General features: G+C 69.4%; 17 protein-coding genes. 11 read left to right on the top strand and 6 right to left on the bottom strand.

Translation table 11 applies throughout. From position 1 onward, the window contains the following. Window position 1: 1 nt before the first annotated feature. From atpD to ACQP2T_RS48730, 3 genes are all read left to right on the top strand, one after another. Entirely contained in the window at window positions 2-1,447 is a 1,446-nt protein-coding gene (atpD, locus tag ACQP2T_RS48740) for a F0F1 ATP synthase subunit beta (RefSeq protein ID WP_433511617.1), read from the top strand. A gap of 61 nt (window positions 1,448-1,508) precedes the next feature. Next, the gene (locus tag ACQP2T_RS48735; RefSeq protein ID WP_225290371.1) at window positions 1,509-1,910 is read left to right on the top strand and encodes a F0F1 ATP synthase subunit epsilon; all 402 of its coding nucleotides are present in this window, start codon (window positions 1,509-1,511) and stop codon (window positions 1,908-1,910) included. A 48-nt stretch (window positions 1,911-1,958) separates the two neighbouring features. Next, window positions 1,959-2,339: a DUF2550 domain-containing protein gene (locus ACQP2T_RS48730; RefSeq protein ID WP_357942676.1), complete on the top strand. Its 381-nt coding sequence runs from the start codon at window positions 1,959-1,961 to the stop codon at window positions 2,337-2,339. 235 nt (window positions 2,340-2,574) lie between these two features. Here ACQP2T_RS48730 and ACQP2T_RS48725 read toward each other — a convergent pair whose 3' ends face one another. Beyond that, window positions 2,575-3,165, bottom strand: coding sequence for a cob(I)yrinic acid a,c-diamide adenosyltransferase (locus ACQP2T_RS48725; RefSeq protein WP_433511616.1), 591 nt, complete (start codon window positions 3,163-3,165; stop codon window positions 2,575-2,577). Window positions 3,166-3,292: 127 nt separating this feature from the next. Between ACQP2T_RS48725 and ACQP2T_RS48720 the strand changes: the two genes are divergently transcribed. The 4 genes from ACQP2T_RS48720 (at window position 3,293) to ACQP2T_RS48705 (ending at window position 6,907) form a co-directional block, all read left to right on the top strand. Then, on the top strand, window positions 3,293-4,189 hold the full coding sequence (locus tag ACQP2T_RS48720) for an ABC transporter ATP-binding protein (protein WP_433511615.1): 897 nt from the start codon (window positions 3,293-3,295) through the stop codon (window positions 4,187-4,189). Beyond that, window positions 4,186-5,295, top strand: a complete 1,110-nt coding sequence (locus ACQP2T_RS48715; protein WP_433511614.1) for an ABC transporter permease — start codon at window positions 4,186-4,188, stop codon at window positions 5,293-5,295. The genes ACQP2T_RS48720 and ACQP2T_RS48715 overlap by 4 nt, the downstream gene beginning before the upstream one ends. 35 nt (window positions 5,296-5,330) lie before the next feature. After that, entirely contained in the window at window positions 5,331-6,500 is a 1,170-nt protein-coding gene (locus ACQP2T_RS48710) for a sensor histidine kinase (protein WP_433511613.1), read from the top strand. Window positions 6,501-6,589: 89 nt separating this feature from the next. After that, entirely contained in the window at window positions 6,590-6,907 is a 318-nt protein-coding gene (locus ACQP2T_RS48705; protein WP_363998892.1) for an STAS domain-containing protein, read from the top strand. A 201-nt stretch (window positions 6,908-7,108) separates the two neighbouring features. Here the strand turns inward: ACQP2T_RS48705 and ACQP2T_RS48700 are convergent, their stop codons facing one another. The 5 genes from ACQP2T_RS48700 to nucS form a co-directional block, all read right to left on the bottom strand. Next, window positions 7,109-7,612 carry a TetR/AcrR family transcriptional regulator gene (locus ACQP2T_RS48700; protein ID WP_433511612.1) on the bottom strand — a complete coding sequence of 168 codons (504 nt, stop codon included), beginning with the start codon at window positions 7,610-7,612 and terminating at the stop codon, window positions 7,109-7,111. A 183-nt stretch (window positions 7,613-7,795) separates the two neighbouring features. Continuing rightward, entirely contained in the window at window positions 7,796-9,268 is a 1,473-nt protein-coding gene (locus ACQP2T_RS48695) for an aldehyde dehydrogenase family protein (RefSeq protein ID WP_433511611.1), read from the bottom strand. Window positions 9,269-9,305: 37 nt separating this feature from the next. Beyond that, complete coding sequence (locus ACQP2T_RS48690; protein WP_433511610.1) at window positions 9,306-9,866, bottom strand: GNAT family N-acetyltransferase; 561 nt, start codon at window positions 9,864-9,866, stop codon at window positions 9,306-9,308. Window positions 9,867-9,869: 3 nt separating this feature from the next. After that, the gene (locus ACQP2T_RS48685) at window positions 9,870-11,180 is read right to left on the bottom strand and encodes a carotenoid oxygenase family protein (protein ID WP_433511609.1); all 1,311 of its coding nucleotides are present in this window, start codon (window positions 11,178-11,180) and stop codon (window positions 9,870-9,872) included. A 74-nt stretch (window positions 11,181-11,254) separates the two neighbouring features. Beyond that, window positions 11,255-11,917: an endonuclease NucS gene (gene nucS, locus ACQP2T_RS48680; RefSeq protein WP_357942695.1), complete on the bottom strand. Its 663-nt coding sequence runs from the start codon at window positions 11,915-11,917 to the stop codon at window positions 11,255-11,257. Between the two features lie 152 nt (window positions 11,918-12,069). Here nucS and ACQP2T_RS48675 point away from each other — a divergent pair, with 152 nt between their 5' ends. From ACQP2T_RS48675 to ACQP2T_RS48660, 4 genes are all read left to right on the top strand, one after another. Continuing rightward, window positions 12,070-12,360: an ATP/GTP-binding protein gene (locus tag ACQP2T_RS48675; protein ID WP_225290383.1), complete on the top strand. Its 291-nt coding sequence runs from the start codon at window positions 12,070-12,072 to the stop codon at window positions 12,358-12,360. 64 nt (window positions 12,361-12,424) lie between these two features. After that, a complete protein-coding gene (locus ACQP2T_RS48670; RefSeq protein ID WP_433511608.1) occupies window positions 12,425-13,129 on the top strand; it encodes an alpha/beta hydrolase in 705 nt (234 codons plus the stop codon). Between the two features lie 166 nt (window positions 13,130-13,295). Further along, complete coding sequence (locus tag ACQP2T_RS48665) at window positions 13,296-16,610, top strand: LamG-like jellyroll fold domain-containing protein (protein ID WP_433511607.1); 3,315 nt, start codon at window positions 13,296-13,298, stop codon at window positions 16,608-16,610. Window positions 16,611-16,831: 221 nt separating this feature from the next. After that, a complete protein-coding gene (locus ACQP2T_RS48660) occupies window positions 16,832-22,969 on the top strand; it encodes an RHS repeat domain-containing protein (RefSeq protein ID WP_433511606.1) in 6,138 nt (2,045 codons plus the stop codon). Window positions 22,970-22,997: the final 28 nt, after the last annotated feature.

Raw genomic sequence — 22,997 nt, 5'->3', positions numbered from 1 at the left:
AATGACTGCAGAGGCTGTTGAGACCGTTGAGACCCCCGCGGCCGGTGTCGGCCGCGTGGCTCGGGTCACAGGGCCCGTCGTCGACGTGGAGTTCCCCGTCGAGGCGATGCCCGACATCTACAATGCGCTGAACCTCGAGGCCACCATCGGTGAGGAGACCAAGGTGCTGACCCTCGAGGTCGCCCAGCACCTCGGTGACAACCTCGTCCGGGCCATCTCGATGCAGCCCACCGACGGCGTGGTCCGCGGTGCGGCCGTCACCGACTCCGGCGCGCCGATCTCGGTGCCCGTCGGCGACGTCGTCAAGGGCCACGTGTGGAACACGCTCGGCGAGTCGCTGGACGTGCCCACCGCCACGCTCAAGGTCGACGAGAAGTGGGGCATCCACCGGCCGTCGCCGCCGTTCGACCAGCTCGAGTCGCGCACCGAGCTGCTCGTCACGGGCATCAAGGTCATCGACCTGCTCACGCCGTACGTACAGGGTGGCAAGATCGGCCTGTTCGGCGGCGCGGGTGTGGGCAAGACCGTCCTCATCCAGGAGATGATCCGCCGGGTCGCCCGCAACTTCGGTGGCACCTCGGTGTTCGCCGGCGTCGGCGAGCGCACCCGTGAGGGCAACGACCTCTGGCTGGAGATGGAGGAGGCGGACGTCCTCAAGGACACCGCGCTCGTCTTCGGTCAGATGGACGAGCCGCCGGGCACCCGTCTGCGGGTCGCCCTGTCGGCGCTGACGATGGCGGAATACTTCCGCGACGTGCAGAAGCAGGACGTGCTGCTCTTCATCGACAACATCTTCCGCTTCACGCAGGCCGGCTCCGAAGTGTCCACGCTCCTCGGCCGTATGCCGTCGGCCGTGGGTTACCAGCCCACGCTGGCCGACGAGATGGGTGTGCTCCAGGAGCGCATCACCTCGACGCGTGGTCACTCGATCACCTCCATGCAGGCGATCTACGTGCCCGCCGACGACATCACCGACCCGGCGCCGCACAACGCGTTCGCTCACCTCGACGCGCAGACCGTGCTCTCCCGGCCGATCTCGGAGAAGGGCATCTACCCCGCGGTGGACCCGCTCGACTCCAACTCCCGCATCCTCGACCCGCAGATCGTGGGCGAGGAGCACTACGCGGTGGCCCAGGAGACCAAGCGGATCCTGCAGAAGTACCGCGAGCTCCAGGACATCATCGCCATCCTCGGTATCGACGAACTGTCGGAAGAGGACAAGGTCACCGTCCAGCGGGCCCGCCGTATCGAGCGGTTCCTGTCGCACCCGATGTACGCCGCCGAGGCGTTCACCGGCCAGCCCGGCGAGAACGTGCCGCTGGAGGAGACCATCCGCTCCTTCAAGGGCCTGTGCGCGGGCGAGTACGACCACCTGCCCGAGCAGGCGTTCTTCATGGTGGGCGGCATCGACCAGGCCATCGCCAAGGCCAAGGAACTCGAGCGCTGATCGCCCGTGGTGGGGGTACGGCGCGAGCCGTACCCCCACTCCTGTCCGGAAAGGAGCCTACGTGGCGAAGCTACGAGTAGGCGTTGTCTCGCCCGAGCGTGAGATCTGGTCGGGCGAGGCCGACATGGTGATTGCCAAGACCGTGGACGGCGAGATCGGTATTATGCCGCAACACGCACCTGTGCTCGGCGTCCTCGTCGAGGGCGGCGTGCTGCGCGTGAAGCGGGAGGGCAAGGGCGACCTGGTCGCGGCGGTCCACGGCGGATTCATCTCCGTGGCCGACGACGAGGTGTCCGTGCTCGCCGAGGTCGCCGAGCTCGGCTCGGAGGTCGACATCGCGGCGGCCCGTGACGCTCTCGAACGGGCGCAGGCCTCGATCGAGGCCGACCAGGCGGACGCCGACGCGGCCGTCGAGGCCAAGCGTGCCAAGGCCCGGCTGCGTGCGGCCGGCGAAGAGGTCTAGGTCCTTGAGGTCTAGTTTGTTGATGCGGGTTTGATGCAAGGGGGCGGCTTGGTAGCGACGGTTCTCATCTGTGTGCTGCTGGTCGCCGTCCTGGTGGTGTTGCGCGGGCTCCTGGTGGCGCGCTCCCGGGGGAGTGTGCCCTGCCGCCTGCGCGTGGGAGACCACGGCTGGCAGCGCGGGGTAGCCCGCTACGCCGACGGGGAGCTCCATTGGATCCCGCTCATAGGTCTGCGACTCAGGCCCCGCCACGCTATCGCGAGGCGGGGCCTCGTCGTTTCCTCGCGGCGGGAGCTGGACAGCGGGTTCTTCGCGGTGGACTGCTCTGGCACCACGCGGGACATCTCGCTGGCGATGAGTGCGGACGCGCTGACCGGGTTTCTCGCCTGGCTTGAGTCCGCACCGCCTAGCGCTTATCTGGACGTCGCTTAGGCTCCCATGGGGTCCGTTACGCGACCGTTTCGGGACATGTGACGGTCTGTGGTGGTTGGGGTCCTTTGGGAGGGATACCCCTCCGGGGGAGGGAAAGAAGGCGGTCCCGTGGGGGCTGAGGTCCTTAGGAGGGATACCCCCTCCGGGGGAGCAGAAGGGGCCGGTCCGTGGTGGCAGACCCCCTCCGGGGAGCGGGAGATGTCGGTCCGTGGTGGTTGGAGATCCCTAAAGGGCGTTAGCGGGTGCCGCCCGGCTTCCAGAGGATCTCGTTGCCCGCGTGGGCGACCCGGCACAGGATGAACAGCAGGTCTGACAGGCGGTTGAGGTATCTGGCCGTCAGCGGGTTCATGTCCTCGTGCGCTTCCAGCGCCGCCCACGTCGTACGCTCCGCGCGCCGGACCGTGACCCGTGCCACGTGCAGCCCGGCTATCGACGGGTCGCCGCCGGGGAGGATGAAGCTGCGCAGCGGCTTGAGCTGCTCGTTGAACTCATCGCACCGCGCCTCCAGCCAGTCGATGTAGGACTGCTCGACCCTCAGCGGCGGGAACTCCGGATTGTCCGTGACCGGTGTCGCCAGGTCGGCGCCCACGTCGAAGAGCTCGTTCTGGACGCGGATCAGCACCGCCGTCAGCTCCATCGGCAGCGTGCCGTGCGACATGGCCAGGCCCAGATGGGCGTTGGCCTCCTCCACGTCCGCGTAGGCCGCCAGGCGGAGGTCGGTCTTCACGGTGCGACTCATGTCGCTGAGCGTGGTCGTGCCGTCGTCTCCGGTGCGGGTGTAGATCCGGGAGAGGACGACCGGCTTGTCCTTGTCGGCACGCGTCATGAGGTCAGCGTAATGACAAAAGTCACCCGGAACGGACGCGGGGCGCATATGGCGTCGGTGATTTCCACGACTACCAGCGTGCGTCGCCACCCGCGACGATTGCTTGCATGACGAAGGAGAGGATCTGATGCTCGAGATCAGCGAGCTGCGTAAGCGCTTCGCCGGTGGGCCGGACGCGCCGGAGGGCAAGGTGGCTCTCGACGGGATCAGCTTCGCCGTACGGGCGGGCGAGATGTTCGGGTTCGTCGGCGCGAACGGCGCCGGCAAGACGACCACCATGCGGATCGTCATGGGTGTGCTGCAGCCCGACGAAGGCTCGGTCGGCTGGCAGGGCCGGCCGCTGGGGTACAACGACCGGCGGCGGTTCGGCTACATGCCCGAGGAGCGGGGGCTGTACCAGAAGATGCGGGTCGCCGAGCAGGTCGAGTACTTCGGCCGGTTGCACGGCATGGACGCCGCGGCGGCCAGGACGGCGGCCGGCGACCTGCTGGAGCGGCTGGGCCTGACCGAGCGCCGGGGTGACGCGGTCGAGGCGCTGTCGCTGGGCAACCAGCAGCGCGTGCAGCTCGCGGTGGCGCTGGTGCACGATCCCGAGGTGCTGGTGCTCGACGAGCCGTTCTCCGGGCTCGACCCGATCGCGGTGGACGCGCTGGCCACGGTGTTGCAGGAGCGGTGTCGCGGGGGCGTACCGGTCATCTTCTCCAGCCATCAGCTGGAGCTGGTGGAGCGGCTGTGCGACTCGGTCGGCATCGTGTCGGCGGGCCGGATGGTGGCCAGCGGTACGGTCGGCGATCTGCGGGCGGCGGAGAGCAGTACGCTCCGCGTCGTGGTGCGCGACCCGGCGCCCGGGTGGGCCGACGGCCTGCCCGGCACCGTCACCGTCACCGGCGACCGGCACGTGCTGCTCACCACCGACGGGGATGGCCAGGAGATCCTGCGTCGCGCCATGAAGGCCGGGCAGGTCGAGCACTTCGGTGCCGAGCAGCCGACCCTGACCGAGATCTTCAAGGAGGCCGTGGCGTGAACAGCGTGATGCTGGTGGCGAGGCGCGAGATCACCACCCATATCCGGACGAAGGCCTTCGTCATCGGACTGCTCATCACCGCCGTGCTGGTGGGCGCGGTGGCCTTCGCGCCGAAGGTTCTGGACCGCCCTGATTCGTACAAGATCGCCACCGTGAACTCCCAGCAGCTGCCGCTCAAGGCGGCCCTGCCGGAGGCGGACTTCGAGTGGCGCGCGTTCCCCGACGAGGCGGCGGCCAAGAAGGCGGTGCTCGACGGCGACGTGGACGCGGCCCTGGTGAACAACGCCAAGGTGCTGACCGACGGCGAGATCGAGACAGAGCTGGGCGTGCTGATGCAGAGCACCAACCGGGAGCTCAAGCTGGGCGCCGCGGGCGTGTCGATCCCACCGCTCCAGATGGTGTCCGTGGGCGCCGACACCCGCTACCAGGCCGCCAGGACCGGGATCGCCGTGGTGCTCGTCCTCGTGCTCTTCATGCTGATCATCGGACAGGTCATGATGGTCGCCATGGGAGTGGTGGAGGAGAAGGGCAGCCGGATCGTGGAGATCCTGCTCACCTCGGTTCGGCCGTGGCAGCTGCTCGCCGGCAAGATCATCGGCCTGGGCGCGCTCGGCCTGATCAACCTCGTCACGATCCTGGTGGTCGGCGTGTCGGCCTCGCTCGTCTCGGGCATCGCTGTGGACTTCCCGCCCGGCCTGCCGGGGATCGTGGCGGGAGTGCTGCTCTGGTTCGTGCTCGGTTACGCCTTCTTCGCCACGCTCGCGGCCGCGCTGAGCTCGCTGGTCTCCCGGCAGGAGGAGGTGAGCAACGTGATGTCGCCCCTGACCATGCTCATCATGGTGACCTATTTCGGGGCCTTCTACGCGACCACCGACCCCACCGGGACGCTGGCCAGGGTCGCCTCGCTCATCCCGCCGTTCTCCTCGATGGTCATGCCGGTGCGGATGGCCGCCGCCGACGTGCCGCTCTGGGAGATCGGGCTGTCCACGGTGCTGATGCTGCTCGCCGTGGCGGGGGTGCTGTCCTTCGGCGCGAAGGTGTACGAGCGGGCGGTGCTGCGGACCGGGGCCAGGGTCAAGCTCGGCGACGTGCTGCGCGCGAAATAGCGCGAAATATCCTGAAATAGATAGGCGCGAAATAGATGGATGCGATCAGGCGGGCGCGGCGCATCTCCCTGGGCGTGCTGAATTTCACGCTCGTGATGATGTGGTTCTGCATCGCCCTGGCGACCTTCGGCGGCCTCGCCACCGCTACGGTCTCCTGGCTGCGCATCGTGCCCGCGGTGATCGCTTTGATGGTCTTCACCTGGCTCTTCCTGCGCATCACCCGCGCCGTCCTGGAGCTCCGCTACCCCACGAGAGAGGTGGCGGCGGCCGGCGCTCTCGCTGTCCTGGCCGCGGCTCTGGGGGGCGCCGATCCGTTCGGATGGGGCGTCGGGCTGCTGATCTGGGTGTCCGTGGCGGTGATCGGCGTCCGCACGTGGGTGGCCGTGGGCCTGGCGGCGGGTACGGCCGTGGTCGGCACCGGGCTGGGCACCATCGCCCTCCTCATGGGACAGCCCCTGCTGTCGATCGTCGTTCCGTACGAAGACGGGGCGGTCTTCTTCCTTGGACTCATCTACGCGCTCATGTGCGCCCTGATGCCGCCGTCCAACCGGTTCTGGCTGTGGATCTACACGCTCGCCGTACAGGCCCACGAGGGCAGGGAGGCGCACACCCGGCTGGCGGTCGCGGAGGAGCGGCTGCGCTTCGCCAGGGACCTGCACGATCTCGTGGGGCACCAACTCTCGGCCATCGCGGTCAAGACCGAGCTGGCCGTACGGTTGTCGGCCGCCGACACCGTCGCCGCGAAGGCGGAGATGGTGGCGGTGAACACACTGACCAGGACGGCGCTGCGGGAGCTGCGCCAGGCGGTGCGCGGCTATCGCGAACTTGACCTGAGCGCTGAGCTGAATAGCGTGAAAGGCGTACTCGAAGCGGCCGGAGTCCGCTGCGAGCTGCGATTGCCCTACCGTGAGCCGCCCGGCGGCGTGGCGCCCGTGTTCGCCTACGCGGTCCGCGAGGCGGCGACGAACGTGCTCAAGCACAGCACGGCCTCGTTCTGCGAGATCACCCTCCGCTTCACCGAGGAGGAGGCGGAGCTGAGCGTGCGCAACGACGGAGTGGTCCGCCATCAGGTGTCCGACCTGGGCAGCGGTCTGACGGGCATGGGGGAGCGGCTGGCGGACATCGGCGGCAAGGTGACGGCCCGTCCCACAGGCGATGGGGAGTTCCTTCTGCGGGCGGTTGTGTCACTTCCGCTGCGTGGGTAGGGGGACGGTGCCGGGTTCACCTCGGCGGACGCCCTGCGGAAGGGTATGAAGACGCCGCGTCAAGTGTGCGGCGTGACTGAGGAGGTGGCATGCGCGTCCGGGGCAATCCCAAGGCCCAGGTGGTGCGGATCGGAGCGCGGCTCGACGCGGGCACGTCGGCGGGGGTGCGGGAACGTCTGCACGACGCGGTCGACTCCGGCGAGGGCGACCTGATCCTCGACCTCTCCAAACTGGAGATGATCGACGCCACCGGTCTCGGAGTGCTCGTGGGCACGCATCGGCGCGCGCTCAGCGTGCAACGCCACCTCGTTCTTCGGGGGGTGCCACCGCGGATCATGCGGGTCCTGGCGGTGACCCGGCTGAATCGGGTCCTGCGGGTAGAGGTTCAGGCGGCCGCGGTGGCCTGAAGCGGCGCCCGGTGGGTGCTTGGGAGTGCGCCGGGATGTCGCGATATATAGGGGCGAGCAGCGATCAGCCGCTGCTCGCCCCCTTTTCCTCGGCCATACTCCCACACGCGGTAGTAGTTTCTGGAACTCAGATATCACCCTTTAGCTTGGTGATTATCTCCTTACCAGATAGCCAGATAAACACGAACCGTAATCAGCGCCTCACGGCGAACCGAGGGATCTGCCGAAGATGTGTACGGCCACACCGACCAGTTCGTCGATGGACGGCGGCTCCTCTGACAGCAGCCATTCGATGAGCAGCTCTTGTAGCGCTCCAATAACCCCGAGCGCCACCAGGCGTCGATTCGGTTCGGCGGCCAGGGGGAATTCCGCCGACGCCTCCTCGACTAGACGGGCGAAGGAGTCGACGGCCCGCTGCCGGGAAGCGGTCAGAATGTCGCCCGACCTGCGTACCTCAAGGTGCATGATGCGGGCGCGACGCCAGTCGGCCGTGGAGAACTCGATATACGCGCGAATCCCCGCCTGCATCCTGTCGTCCAGGGTCGCAGGCGCCTCTTGTAACGCCTTGGCCACGACGGCGAGGGTTTCCTCCGCGCATCGCTCGTGCAGCGCCTGAAGAAGTTCCTCACGGCCGCCGAAACATTCGTAGAAGGCGCGGTTCGAGATCCGGGCCTCCGAGCACAGCCTTTCGATGGTCGTAGCCACGAAACCTGGCTTCGCGTATAGCGTGTAGGCGGCTGTCATCAGCCGCTCGCGTCTGTCCGCCAGCCTTTGCTCAGCCGACATTCCCCGGTAAGACCGGTTCACATTCCACCCGTCCAACATGATCGTGGCCCCCAGAGCACACAATTATGGACGGATGATCCGTTTTGGGAAAGAGCATATACTTTATCTCTTACGTCGGCCGTGCAAGAACGTGACAAGCCTGATCAGCCGCTCAAGCTCAGCGGGGGCTCTGCTGAACGAAGTCAGGTTCATGCCGGGCATCGCGAAGCGTTGACGGCTGATCGCTTTGGGCCTGGCGAACTCCCGCAACCCGTCGGCCCCGTGGATGCGTCCGAAGCCCGAATCGCCGATTCCGCCGAACGGCAGCGCGGGCACTCCGGCGAACGAGATGACCGAGTTGACGGCCGTCATCCCGGTACGCATCAGCCGGGCCAGCTCCGTCGCCCGGCGCGCGTTCCGGGAGAAGACCGTGCCGGCCAGCCCATATGCGGAGGCGTTGGCCAACTCCAGCGCCTCCCGCGCGTCGCGGGTGCGCCGCACGGTGATCGTCGGGCCGAACGTCTCCTCGCGCACCGCGGGGGAGTCCTCCGGCACGTCCTCGACGATCACGGGGTCGACGTACGGCGCGCGCACCGAGTCGGGGCCACCTGTCACGACTTTTCCGGACTTGGTGGCGTCGTCGATGTGGCGCCGGATGATGTCCAGCTGGCTCGGCATGGTGATCGGGCCGTAGTCCTCGCCGGCTTTGACCGTGGCGACCCGCTCCGACAGCTCGCGCATGAAAGTTTCATAGACCGCGTCCACGACGTACACCCGCTCGACACCCACGCACGTCTGCCCGGCGTTGGACATCGCCCCCCACAGGCAGGCGTCGGCGGCGGCCTTCAGGTCGGCGTCGGCGTCGACGATGAACGCGTCCTTGCCGCCGCACTCGGCCACGATCGGCGTCAGGTTCTCGGCGCAGGCAGCCATGACCCGCTTGGCCGTGGCGGTCGAGCCGGTGAACGCCACCTTCTTGACCCGCGGGTCCTTCGCCAGCAGCGCGCCCGTCTCCCCGAGCCCGGTCACGGTCTGGAACACTGGCTGCTCCGGCACCGACTCGGCGAACAGCTCCGCCAGACGTACGCCGACGCCGGGAGTGAGCTCGCTGGGCTTGAAGACGACCGCGTTGCCGGCCGCGAGCGCGTACGCGATCGAGCCCATCGGCGTGAAGACCGGGTAGTTCCACGGCCCGATCACGCCGACCACGCCCAGCGGCAGGTATTCGAGCGTGGCGGCCAGGTTGAGGCCGATCATCCCGGTCGAGACGCGGCGCCGCCCCAGGACCTTGGCCGCGTTGCGGGCCGCCCAGTCGAGGTGCGTGATCGCCAGCACGATCTCCAGCGTGGCGTCGCCGACCGGCTTGCCCGTCTCCTCGTGCACGAGCCCGGCCAGCTCCTTGAGGTGCTGGGTGAGCACGGCCTTGTAGTCGAGCAGGCGGCGCCTGCGCTCGGCGGGGGCCAGCCCGGCCCACCAGGTCGCGGCCTGCTCGGCCCGGCCGACGGCGGCGCGTACGCCGTCGGCGGACTGCTTGGGGTGACTTCCGACGACCTCGCCGGTAGCCGGGTTCAGTGAGTCGAACGTCAGCGTGGTCATGGCGTCACCATAGACCGGTAAGCCGTCACTTACCAGCTCAGGACGCCGCCCGCCACATGCCCCACACGGGCGGCCCGTCGGGGAGCCGGAACTTTTCGGTGACGTGGAATCCGTACTTCTCGTAGAGCGGCACGTTGGACTCCTTGCTGCTCTCCAAGTAGACGGGCAGCCCGGCGCACCGGGCCAGGCCGGAGCGCAGCAGCGCCCCGCCCACGCCGCCGCCCCGCACTTCGGGCAGCGTGCCGATCTGCGCCAGGTACCAGTGCGGCTCGGCGGGCCGGTACGCGGCGAACGTCTCGTCCAGCACCATGCCGTAGGAGACCCGCTCGCCCATGGCCTCGACGAAGCCGGGGAGCCCGGCGTCGTCAGGCTGGTGACCCGGCGAATCCCAGAGCGCGGCCCCCACCATCGCGCCCTCGGCGTCGTAGGCGGCCTCGGCTATCGCGTGGGTGTGGCGGGCGAGCGTGGTGAACATCAGCGCCGTGCCCGGATCGTCGGGCAGCAGCCACCTGACCACCGGGTCATCGCGGAACGCCCTGGCCAGCACCTCGCCGGCCAGCTCGGCGACGTCCGGGTCCGCGACGAGTGCGAGGTCCATGGCTCAGCCCTCCGCCAGCCACGTCCCGTGGAAGCCGGCCGGGACGCGCTGGGGCAGCCGGATCGATGCCACGTCCGACAGGTCGCTCGCGTCGAGCACCAGCAGCTCGGAGCTGCCGCCCGTGGTGACCACCGACAGCAGCCAGCCCTCGTCCTCGGCCCGTGCCCCCTCGGCCGCCACGAACACCGCCTCACCCGTGTCGTCGCCGGTCACCCTGACCTGAGCGGTGTCGGTCTGGTGGTCGTACTTGACGATGGAGTTCGAGTTCTCGCCCACCGTGTACAGGTAGCGGCTGGGGCGGCCCAGCATGTCGTCGGCGAACGTGGGGAACTCGATGCCCCGGTCGTCGAGCACCTCCTCCTTGACCAGGCCGGACGCCGGGTCGAGCGTCCACCGGTGCAGTGTCGCGCCGCCGATCGTGGCCGCGTGTCTGGCCGGGTCGCCGGTGTTGCCGATGCGCGCCCAGAGCGGGGTGAAGGACTCCCGCGAGTAGCGGGCGGCGTTGAGCACGATCCGGCCGTCCGCGTCCTCCCACGCGTTGCCGACGTGGAAGACGTAGCACGGGTCGACCTCGAACCACTGGGTCGGGCCGCCCTGCCTGGGCGTCACGCCGATCCGCGCGCCGTATCCGTCCTCCCAGGCGTAGGGCATGCCGCCCGCGCGTCCGGCCTCGAACACGAAGGGCAGGTCGAGCCAGACCAGGTAGTGCTCGGTGACGGCGAAGTCGTGCATCATCGTCGACTTCGGCACCTCGATCTCCCGGCTCTCCACCAGCTCGCCGCCCGCCGACAGGCGGTGGTAGGTGACGTACGGCGGGGCGTAGCCGTAGCCGAAGAAGTGCAGCTCGCCGGTGACCGGGTCCTCCTTGGGGTGCGCGGTCATGGCCGTGGTCAGCCGTCCGCCGAAGTCGCACGGGCCGACTGTGGCCAGCTCCGGCGTCATCTCGTACGGCAGGCCGTTCTCGACGAGGGCGAAGATCCGGTCGGCGTGCCGGATCACGGAGGTGTTGGCCGTGACGGCGGCCAGGTCGATGCCGCGCTCGCCGATGAAGGGCGCGTCGTCGGTGAACCTCTTGGTGCGGACCCACCGGTTTCGGTACCACTCCGCCCGGCCTCGGTCGATCCGTACGCCGTGCAGCATCCCCGCTCCGCCGAACCAGTGACCGGGATCGTCGCCCGGCTTTGGATTGGGTCCGTTACGGAAATATCGCCCGGTCAACTCGGTGGGCAGGGCGCCGGAGACGGGGAGGTCGTGGGCTTCGGTCTCGTCGGAGACGGGGGCGAGGTTGCCGCTCAGGTAGAAGGGCGTCGTCATATCACGCTCCAATCTTGATAGGTCAAAACTAGAATGTCTAGTCATGACATGTCAACACAGGAACGTCGGTGGGATCAGAAGAGCGTGGGGTTCTCCGGTTCGATCCCGCGCAGCGCGTCGTAGTCGAGCGTGACGCAGTGAATGCCCCGGTCGGTGGCCAGCACACGGGCCTGAGGCTTGATCTCCTGGGCGGCGAAGACACCGCGGACCGGGGTCAGCAGCGGGTCGCGGTTGAGCAGCTCCAGATAGCGGGTCAGCTGCTCGACGCCGTCGATCTCGCCGCGGCGCTTGATCTCGACCGCCACCGTCGCGCCGACCGCGTCGCGGCACAGGATGTCGACCGGGCCGATCGCCGTCATGTACTCGCGGCGGACCAGCGTGTAGCCGGGGCCCAGGGTCGTGATGTGCTCGGCGAGCAACTCCTGGAGGTGCGCCTCGACACCGTCCTTGATCAGGCCGGGGTCGACGCCGAGCTCGTGGCTGGAGTCGTGGAGGACCTCGTCCATCGTCAGGACCAGCTTCTCGCCGGACTTGCCGTGGGTGACGGTCCAGGTCTGGCCGTCCTCCTTGAGCTTGCACGGTGGGTTCATCCAGTTGAGCGGCTTGAAAGCCCGGTCGTCGGCGTGGATGGACACGCTGCCGTCCGCCTTGATGAGAATGAGCCTCGGCGCCATCGGCAGGTGAGCCGTGAGCCGTCCGATGTAATCCACGCTGCATCGCGCGATGACCAGCCGCATGACGGCCAACCCTACCGGCTCTGGAAAACTGGACGCATGGCGTTCGCGATGGTGGGAGTGGTCGCCCCCGGCCCAAGGGGCGCGGGGGCCGGCGAAATGTCCGTACGGGCGGACCCATTCGTACGGGCGGACCCATTCGTACGGGTGGAGCCATGAGCCCGCGCCGCGCCCGCCGCAGGGAGTCGTCGCGCCCGCTCGGCCTGCCCGGAGGCATGGAGCGGGTGGAGGAATGGCCGGACGGCGACTGGAAAGTCCGCATGCTCACCGGCTCCTCCTCGACCAAGGACTACCGTTGCCCCGGCTGCGACCAGGAGATTCGCGGCGGCCAGCCGCACCTGGTGGCCTGGCCGAGCTGGAGCGGGGGCGACGACGAGCGCCGCCACTGGCATCCGGCATGCTGGCGAAAGCGACTGGATCGCGGCCCCGGCCGCAGCCGCTACTGAGCGGCCCAGCCCCCGCCCCCAGCCCCCGCCCCCAGGGGGCAAGATCACACTGAAGGGACCGACCTTGGAGATTCGCGCGGCGACGGTGCTGCCCGCCCGGCGAGAGCCGATCGAGTTGCACACGGCCGACGGCCAGACCCTGGTCGGGGAGCTGGCCCTGCCCCTCGACCGGCCACCCGTGGCGACACTGGTCACCTTCCACCCGCTGCCCACCCACGGTGGGTTCATGGACAGCCACGTCTTCAAGAAGGCGGCCAACCGCCTGCCCGCCCTGGCCGACCTGGCCGTGCTCCGCTTCAACACGCGCGGCACCTCCTCCGAGCGCGGCACCTCCTCCGGCACCTTCGACGGAGGGGAGGGGGAGCGGTTCGACGTGGCGGCGGCGCTGGAGTACGCCGAATACCACGACCTGCCGCACGTGTGGGCGGTCGGCTGGTCGTTCGGCACCGAGCTGACGCTGAAATGGGCCCGCGACCCGCTCGTGGAGGGCGCCATCCTGCTCTCGCCGCCGCTGCACCGGGCCACGGACGAGGACCTCGACGCGTGGGCCGGATTCGGCCGGCCGTTGGTGGCGCTGGTGCCGGAGTTCGACGACTACCTGCGGCCCGAGGAGGCCAGGCGGCGGTTCGCGCGGGTGCCGCAGGCCGAGGTCATCGGGGTCGACGGGGCCAAGCACCTGTGGGTGGGCGAGCCGTACGTACGCATCGTGCTGGATCAGATCGTCAGCCGGGTGAACCCGGCCGCGGCTCCGCTGCCCGTCGACGCCTGAGGTTGGCGATTATTTTCGGACATCGTGCAGTTCTTGATGAAATCCGCCGAAAGATCTAGACGAATCCTCTGTGCCGGGTGACAATCCGATCGTCAATTGAAGATCGAGGAGACGCCGGGCGGGCCTGACCTGCGTGGCGTCTCTTGCTCGGCAGCGGCGAGGGTGCATGCGCGTAGTTCGTGGGCTGGTCGTGGTGATGTTGGCAGGGGCGGTAGCGGCAGGGCCCCTTGATCATCTGGAAGCAGTCGCCGGCGCGCGACAGAAGAGCACGGACACCGTTCTCCGAGAACAGAGCACGAACACGGGGACCCCGGCGGAGAAATCCGCTCTCGCCCTGGCCCGCCGGGACGGCCGGCCGGTCGAGGTCGAGGCGATGCGCACCGAGACGCGCCAGGTCTTCGCCCAGCCGGGCGGCACCCTCCTCCTGGAGCAGTACGCGCGGCCGGTACGCGTCCGCAAGGCGGGCGGCTGGGTGGCCGCGGACCCGGCGCTCCGGTTTCAGCCGGACGGGACGATCGCCCCGGTCGCCACATCGGTGGATCTCCGCTTCTCCGGCGGGGGTGGCGCGCCGCTCGCCCGGATGGCCCGCGGCGCCAAGGCGATGGAACTCGGCTGGCCGGGGCAGTTGCCCAAGCCGACGCTGAGCGGTGACACGGCGACCTACGCCGAAGTGCTGCCGGGCGTGGACCTCCAGGTGAAGGCGGACGTCGACGGCTTCTCGCATCTCCTGGTGGTCAAGTCGCGGGCGGCGGCCGAGAACAAGGCCCTGACCGAGCTGAGCTTCCCGATCTCGACCACCGGCCTGTCGATGAAGTCCACCGAGGGCGGCAACCTCGAAGCCAACGACGCGAACGGCGGCACGATCTTCACGGCCTCGCCGCCGATGATGTGGGACTCCTCCGGATCCTCGGTTGCGCGCACCCTGGCCGCAGGGGAAGGCTCTCCCGCCGACGCGCGGCACGAGGTGATGGGCCTGCGGCTCGTGGGCAAGAAGCTGCTGCTCAAGCCGCACCGCGGCATGATCGAGGATCCGGCGACCCGCTATCCCGTCTACCTCGACCCGTTCTTCTCGGCGGCCCGGGGCGCGTGGACCTCCGTCTGGAGCAACAACCCCACCTCCAACTTCCTGAACGCCAACGACGTCGCCAGGGCGGGACACGTCCCTGGGCAGACCAACAGGTCGTTCTTCCAGATGAACACCGGCTCGACCATCCACGGCAAGCAGATCATCAAGGGGACGCTGCGGACGTACGAGACGTGGTCCTACTCGTGCACCAAGCGGCCGGTCGAAGCCTGGTCCACCAACCCGATCAGCAAGACCACCACCTGGAGCAAGCAGCCGACCTGGGTCAAGCTCCTCGACACCCAGAACGTGGCGAAGGGCTGGGGAACGGCCTGCCTGCCCGGCGGCGTGGAGTTCAATGTCACCAGCCAGGTCGTGGACGCCGCCGCCAAGAGCTGGCCCAACATCACCATCGGGCTCAGGGCGACGGACGAGGGCGACAACTACGGCTGGAAGAAGTTCAAGAACAACCCCAGCCTGGTGATCGAGTACAACTCGCTGCCGTCCGCGCCCGTCGCGGCCGACCTGTGGTCGGACCCGGGAGGCGCCTGCGTCTCCGGTGACGCGCGGCCGGTCATCGGCGGCACGACCCCGAAGCTGTGGGCCAAGCTGCGTGACGTCGACAACTCGGTCAAGGGCCGGTTCGAGTGGTACACCGAGGCCGGTGTGAAGGTCAGCGAGTACGTGACCGGGCTGCAGAGCACGGGCAGCGCCTTCTACGCGCAGGTTCCCGCGGGCGCCTATGCCGACGGTTCGGTGATCCGCTGGCGGGTCCGCGCCGAGGACGGCAAGGCCAACAGCGCTTGGGGTCCCTGGTGCGAGGCCACGGTGGACGCCTCCGCCCCCGGCAAGGAGCCGGGCGTGACGTCGTCGCAGTACCCCGAAGGCGGCTGGAACGACGGCGTCGGCCGGGCCGGCTCCTTCACCTTCACCCCCAACGGCGTCTCCGACGTCTCCACCTACGTCTACGGGCTCGACACCACGCCGAAGGTGGAGGTCGCGGCCGGTCAGGCGGACGGCACGGCGACGATCCAGCTGACCCCGCGGCACGACGGCCCCAACGTGCTGTCGGTACGCAGCAAGGACCGCGCCGGACAGCAGGGCCCGATCCGCACCTACCTGTTCAACGTCAACGCGGGCACCGGCCCCGACGGTCACTGGGCGCTCGACGAGGGTCTGGGCACCGTGGCCGCCGACCGGACGAACGCCCACCACGCCACCCTGTCCGGCCAGGCCACCTGGACGACCGGCAGGACCGGGCTGGGCCTGCGACTGGACGGCGTGAGCGGCCAGGCGCAGACCAACGGCCCCGCCGTGTCCACCCAGGGCAACTTCACCGTCACCGCCTGGGCCCGGCTGACCAACGCGAGCGCCACCGCGACCGCGGTCAGCCAGGGCGGTGCGCGGGCCGGTGGTTTCGCGCTGCAGTACTCCAAGCCCGACGACCGCTGGGCGCTGAGCCGCACCGTCGCGGACGCCGACGGGGCGCAGAGCGTGCGCGCGCTGTCGGCGGCGGGGCCGAGGCTCGGCGAGTGGACCCACCTCACCGGTGTGTACGACGCGGCGGCCAGAGAGCTGTCCCTGTACGTCAACGGACGGCTGGAGTCGACGGTCCCGTTCACCCAGCCGTGGGACGCGACCGGGGCGCTGGCCATCGGCAGGGGGACGGTCAACGGGGCGGCGGCCGAATTCTGGCCCGGCGACCTCGACGAGGTCCGCGTCTATGGGCGGGCGATGTTCGCCGACGAGGTCGCCGACCTGGTGAACAGCGCCGCGACGCTGGTCGGGCACTGGAAGCTGGACGAGGAGTCCGGCACCACCGCCGCCGACTCCTCCGGCAAGGGTACCGCCGCGACACTGGCCGGTGCCGCGACCTGGGGTGAGGGCTGGCTGGACGGCGGGCTGGCGCTCGACGGGGTCAACGGCCACGCGCAGGCCGGCGCACCCGCCGTCAACACCAAGGCCGGGTTCACCGTCGCGCTCTGGACGCAGCTCGACTACCTGCCGACCCGCGACGCCGCAGCGGTGTCCCAGTCCGGCACCCGGGCCAGCGGTTTCCAGCTCGGCTTCGACAAGGAGCAGGGGCGGTGGGTGCTCGGCATGGCCGCCGCCGACACCGACACCGCCGCGCTGGTGCGCACGCGGTCCGACGCCGTACCCGCGCCGATGGAGTGGACCCATCTGGCCGGGGTCTATGACCCGCTCCAGGGCGAGCTGCGCGTCTACGTCAACGGCCGCCTGTCGACCAGCACCATCACCGACCACGTAAGCGCGTGGAACGCCACCGGCCCGCTGCAGCTCGGCCGGGCCAAGACCGCGGGCGTCTTCGCCGGCTACTGGCCGGGGACCGTGGACGACGTCCGCACCTATGACGGTGTGCTCAACGCCGAACAAATCTCCCAACTAGCCGCCCAGTAATCCCCCAATGACCGGTCCCTAAGGACCGGTCACCCCCAACGACCGGTAACCCCCCATAGGCCAGTAACTCCCCATAGACCAGTAACCCCCATAGACCGGGAGAGGTCGAAATGGATCAACCGAGCGAGTTAGACCTGCCGGAAGCCTACTGGAATCGTTTACAGCAACCCGCGAAACGGTCGTCGTGGCCCCGCCGACTGGCGGCCACACTGACCGTGGTCATGGTCTCGACGCTGGTGTCGGGGATGCCCGCCCAGGCCGCGACCCGATCCGCGCCGAACGTGCAGAAAGAGACGCCGGTAACCGGGAAGAAGGTCCCGGTGCTGCCGCCGCAGGCCGATCCGGCGCAGAAACAGGCGTGGAAGGCGCCACCAGGCACGACCTGGCCGAAGGCGCGGACGGTCGAGCTGACCACGGCCGACGACGCGCAGGCCAGAACGCTCGGCGCCGACACCTTCCCGATCCGCCTGGCCGCCCCGAAGACGGGCACGAAAACCGCCAAGGCGGCGGCCTCTCCCACCCCCGCCCGCGTCGAGCTGCTGGACCCCGCCCAGAGCCAGCGGGCCGGCCTGCTCGGCCTGGCCCTGCGGGTCTCGCCAGGTCAGGGACTGGCGGCCAAGAGCGGGAAGACCCGCCTGGCGATCGACTACTCGGGCTTCCGCTACGCCTCCGGCGGCGACTACGGCGCCCGGCTGCGGCTCGTACGGCTGGACGAGTGTGTACTGACCGCCACCGCGACCGGCTGCCCGCAGCCGCAGCCGGTGCCGGGCGACAACGACACCAAGGCGGGCACGCTGACCGCCGACGTGGACATGCCGGCGATGTACGCGCTGACGGCGGCCCCTTCGGGCTCGTCGGGCGACCACGCGGCCACCTCGCTCGCCCCTTCGGCACAGTGGAGCGTCGGCGCCCAGTCCGGCGACTTCAGCTGGGGTTACGAGCTGCGCGCGCCGCCCGCGCTGGGCGGTGACGAGCCGGACCTGTCGATCGACTACTCCTCCCAGAGCGTGGACGGCCGTACCGCCTCCACCAACAACCAGCCCTCCTGGGCCGGTGAGGGCTTCGAGCTCAACCCCAGCGGCTACGTCGAACGCCGTTACAAGTCCTGCATGATCGACGGCAAGAAGACCGGCGACCTGTGCTGGGACCAGGAGAACGCGACGCTCTCCCTCGGCAACTCGGCCGTCGAGCTGGTCAAGGACGCCACCAGCAAGCAGTGGCGGCCCAAGCGCGACGACGGCACCCGGATCGAATACCTCACCGGAGCCGTGAACGGCGACAACAACGGTGAGTACTGGCGCGTCACGACCGCCGACGGCACCCAGTTCACCTTCGGCCTGAACCGCCTGCCCGGCTGGGCCACCGGCAAGCCGGAGACGAAGTCGGTCCAGACCGTGCCGGTGTTCGGCAACAACAGCGGCGAGCCCTGCTACAACAGTACCCCGGCCAACGCCTGGTGCCAGCAGGCCTACCGGTGGAACCTGGACTACGCGGTGGACACCCACGGCAACGCCACCACCTACTGGTACGCCCTGGAGAACAACTACTACGGCCGCAACATGAAGCCCGAGCTGGGCACCCTGTACGCGCGCAGCGGTTACCTCACCCGCATCGACTACGGCTACCTGCAGAACGAGCTGTTCACCAAGGCGCCCGCCGCCCGCGTGGTCTTCGACGTGGCCGAGCGCTGCCTGCCCAGCGGGACGATCACCTGCGCCGCCGCCGAGCTCAAGAAGGAGACCGCGAGCAGCTGGCCGGACGTCCCGTTCGACCAGATCTGTGACTCCGGCGTGAAGTGTGTCGACCGCCTGTCGCCGACGTTCTTCACACGTAAGCGGCTGACCAAGGTCACCACCCAGGTGGTCAACACCGACACCGCCAAGTGCGGGGGCGCGCAGTACTGCCCGGTGGACTCCTGGACGCTGACGCACCAGTTCCCCGCTACCGGTGACGGCCTCAGCCCGTCGCTGTGGCTGGCCTCGATCCAGCAAAGCGGCCACGTGGGCGGCACGATCACCCTGCCCAAGATCACCTTCACCGGTGTCCAGCTGCCCAACAGGGTGGACGCCACCGAGGGCCGCGCCCCGCTGGTCAAGTGGCGCGTCCAGGCGGTGAACAACGAGAGCGGCGGCGAGCTGCGCGTCAACTACGCCCCGGCCGACTGCAAGCCGGGCGACCTGCCGGCCGCCGACAAGAACACCAGGCGCTGCTTCCCGCAGCGCTGGGCCCCGGCGAACGAGGCCGAGGTCACCGACTGGTTCCACAAGTACGTGGTGACGCAGACGGTGGAGGCCGACCGGGTCGCGGGCTCGCCGAACGTGGTCACCGACTACGAGTATCTGGACGGCGGCGCCTGGCGCTACGCCGAGAACATCCTGGTCAAGCCCGAGCACCGCACGTGGTCGGACTGGCGCGGGTTCGGCCGGGTACGGGTGCGCGAGGGCGACGGCCAGGACACCAAGCGCACGCTCACGGAGTTCAGGTACTTCCGCGGCATGGACGGCGACCGTCAGGCCGACGGCTCCAAGCGCAGCGCGCAGGTCGTGGACACCGAGGGCGGCAAGCTGGACGACCTCGACCAGCTGTCCGGGTTCGAGCGGGAGGAGATCCTCTACGACGGCGACGGCGGGGCCATCCTGACCGCGACCGCCGAGGAGCCGTGGTCGCTCAAGACCGCCGAGTCCACGCAGGGCGGCGTCACCAAGGCCGCGTACGCGGTCGAGCCCAAGTCGATGGTCACCCGCACCGCGTTGAGCGGCGGCAAGTGGCGGCGTACCGGCGAGGAGCGCGCGTACGACGCCAAGGGCCTGCTGACCCAGGTGGAGGAGAAGGGGGACCTGGCCAGCGCCGACGACGACCAGTGCACCCGCTACACCTACGCCCGCAACGACACGGCCTGGATGCTCGACTACACCAGCAGGATCCAGAAGGTCGCCGCCGGCTGCGGCACCGGAGTGTCCGCGCTGGCCGCCGGTGACGTGATCTCCGACCAGCGGGTCCAGTACGACGGCAAGGCGTACGGCCAGGCGCCGAGCAAGGGCGACGTGACCGCCGTCCAGCTCGCCACCGGGGACGGCACGACGACCACCGACAGCACCCACACCTACGACACCTACGGCCGCGAGACCAGCGAGACCGACGCGGTCGGCACCAAGTCCGTGACCGCCTACACCCCGACCGCGGGCGCCCCCGCGACGGAGATCACGGAGACCAACCAGCTCGGCCACGTCGACCGCACCCTGCTCGAACCGGCCTGGGGCGAGCCCGTCGCCGAGATCGACGCGAACAACCGTCGCGTCGACATGGAGCACGACGCGCTCGGCCGCCTGGTCAAGGTCTGGCAGCCCGACCGGAGCAAGGCGGCCGGGCAGACGCCGAACACCGAGTACTCCTACCTGATGCGCAACGACGGCCCCAGCGTCGTCACCACGAAGACGCTGCGCGCGGACGGCGGCTACACCACCAGCCACGAGCTGTACGACGGCCTGATGCGCGAGCGCCAGACCCAGGAGCCCGCGCCCCGCGACGACCAGACGCAGGACCCCGCGCTGCGTGACGGGCGCACGATCACCGACACCGTCTACAACTCGCTCGGCGAGGCGGCCAAGTCCAACACCGGCTACTTCGCCACCGGAACACCGTCCACCGACCTGCTCGCGGTGGCCGACGCCGACGTGCCCACCCAGGTCGTGTCGTCCTTCGACGGCGCCGGCGACGTCAACGCCCAGGTCCTCAAGGCGAAGGGCGTGGAGAAGTACCGGGTCAGCGCCACGCAGGAGGGCGACCGGATCCACGTCACGCCGCCGCCGGGCGGCACCGCGACGACCCGCATCGGCGACGCCGACGACCGCCTCATCGAGCTGCGCCAGTACAAGGGCGCGACCCCGACCGGCGAGTACGAGTCGACCAAGTACACCTACGACCCCGCCGGACAGCTGTCCACCGTGACCGACCCCGCGGGCAACGTGTGGCGCCACCACTACGACCTGCGCGGACGGGAGATCAAGACCGAGGACCCCGACAAGGGCGTCACCTCGATGACCTACAACGACGCCGACGAGCTGGTCACCACGACCGACGCCCGCGGCAAGACCCTGTGGTACGGCTACGACGAGCTGGGCCGCAAGAAGGAGCTGCGTGACGGCTCCGCGACCGGTCCGCTGCTGGCCGAGTGGAAGTACGACGCGCTGGCCAAGGGCCACCTGAACGCCAGCATCCGCTACGCGGGCGGGCAGGCGTACAAGGCGGAGATCAACGCCATCGACTCGAGCTACCGCTCGCTGCGCCAGACCGTCACCGTCCCCGAGCGGGAGGGCAAGCTGGCCGGTTCGTACCAGCTCAACACCCGCTACACGCTCGACGACCAGGTCCAGTCCGTCAGCTTCCCCGCGGCGGGCGGCCTGGCGGAGGAGTCGGTCGTCTACTCCTACGACGAGCTCAGCCAGCCGACCAAGGTCACCGGCCTGTCGTCGTACGTGACCGCGACCCGCTACTCCAAGCTCGGCGAGACCCTGCAGTACGAGCTGGGCGCCGGCGGGAAGAAGACCTGGCTCACCTACACCCACGACGAGGCCACCCGCAGGCTGACCAGGATGCGGCTGGACAGGGAGAGCGCGGCCGCCACCGACCTCGACCTCAACTACACCTACGACGCCGTGGGCAACGTCACCAAGATCGCCGAGAAGGCGGGCGGTCAGGACACGCAGTGCTTCAAGTACGACCATCTGCGCCGCATGACCTCGGCGTGGACGGCCACCGACGACTGCGCCAGCGGCACCCCGCAGTCGGACAAGATCGGCGGTGTGGCGCCCTACGCGACCAGCTACACCTACGACGCCACCGGCAACCGCACCAAGGAGACCAAGCACGCCTGGGGCGGCGCGGCCGAATCCGTCCGCACCTCCACCTTCCCGGCGGCGGGCGGCAAGCAGCCGCACGCGCTCCAGAGCGTCGGGGCGGACGTGTTCGCCTACGACGAGGCGGGCAACACCACCAGGCGCAAGGTCGGCAACTCAGACCAATCCCTGGTCTGGGACGCCGAGGGCAACCTGGAGTCGGTGACGGAGGCGGGCAAGACGACCTCGTTCGTGTACGACGCGGACGGCGAGCGGCTGCTCCGCAAGACCACGACCGACGCCACCCTGTACGTCGACGACATGGAGCTGCGCTTCGACTTCGCCAAGGACGCGGTCGAGCAGACCCGCTACTACACCATCAACGACCAGCCCATCGCGGTCCGCACCCCGGACAACCAGGTCTACTTCCTGGCCAACGACCACCAGGGCACCGGGCAGGCCGCGGTCAACGCCGGGACCGGTGAGCTGGCCATCAGGAGGATGACGCCGTTCGGCGAGGACCGGGGGTCGGCACCACCCTGGTGGCCCGGCCAGCGCGGCTTCGTCGGCGGCGGCAACGACCCGACGACCGGGCTGGTCCACCTCGGCGCCCGTGAGTACGACGCCAAGAACGGCCGCTTCCTGTCGGTCGACCCCATCATCGATGAGGAGGACCCGCAGCAGCTCAACGCCTACGCCTACGCCAACAACAGCCCCGTCACCATGAGCGACCCCGACGGGCAGCTGTTCTGGATCGCCGTCGGCATCGCGGCCAGGATCGCGGCCCGGATCATCGCCAGGAAGCTGGCCCAGGCGGCGGCCAGGCGGGCGGCACTCGCGGCGGCACGGGCGGCGGCCAGACGCGCGGCCATCGCGGCGGCCAAGCGCCGGGCGGCGGCACTGGCCAGGAAGAAGGCCCTGGAGCTGGCCAAGAAGAAGGCCGCCGCGGCGGCCAAGAAGAAGGCGCTGGCAGCGGCAAGGAAGAAGGCGGCCGAGAAGGCCAAGAAGGCCGCTGCCGCGGCGGCGAGACGACGGGCCGCGGCGGCGGCGAAACGACAGGCCAGAAGGGAGGCCGCTGAGGCGGCGGCGAAGAGGCGGGCCGCGGCGGCGGCCAGGGCGCGAAACCACCGGGCGGGCAAGCTCCCGCGCGGAATCCAGCAGGCGCGGCAGCGTCCGGCGCATCGGCCGACCAGCCAACGGGCGGTACAGCGGCAGTCGCCGCCCAGGGCGAACCGGCAGCCGGCACAGCCAAGGCCGAGCCAGGTCTATCGCAACGACGGCACCACCCAGCCGACCCAGTCCTACTCCGTTTACGGCAACGGCAGGATGTACCCCGAAGGCCGGCCGCCGACGAACCTCCCGGCGCGTGGCGGCTCCGGGCAGGGGGAGAAGCAGCTCTGGCGGAATGAGGAGATCGAGCTGACCAAGAGGTCCGGCGCGATAGCCGAGCTGGGCGCCAGAAGTCAGAAGATCCTCGACAACGTCGTCGACACGATCGACACCATCCTGGGTGGCTTGGGTTAGCACCTTTTGGGTTAGCACCTTTTGGGTT

The sequence above is a fragment of the Nonomuraea sp. CA-143628 genome, from assembly GCF_050942315.1.
GTDB lineage: Bacteria > Actinomycetota > Actinomycetes > Streptosporangiales > Streptosporangiaceae > Nonomuraea.
This window is presented reverse-complemented; position numbering and strand designations above follow the sequence as displayed.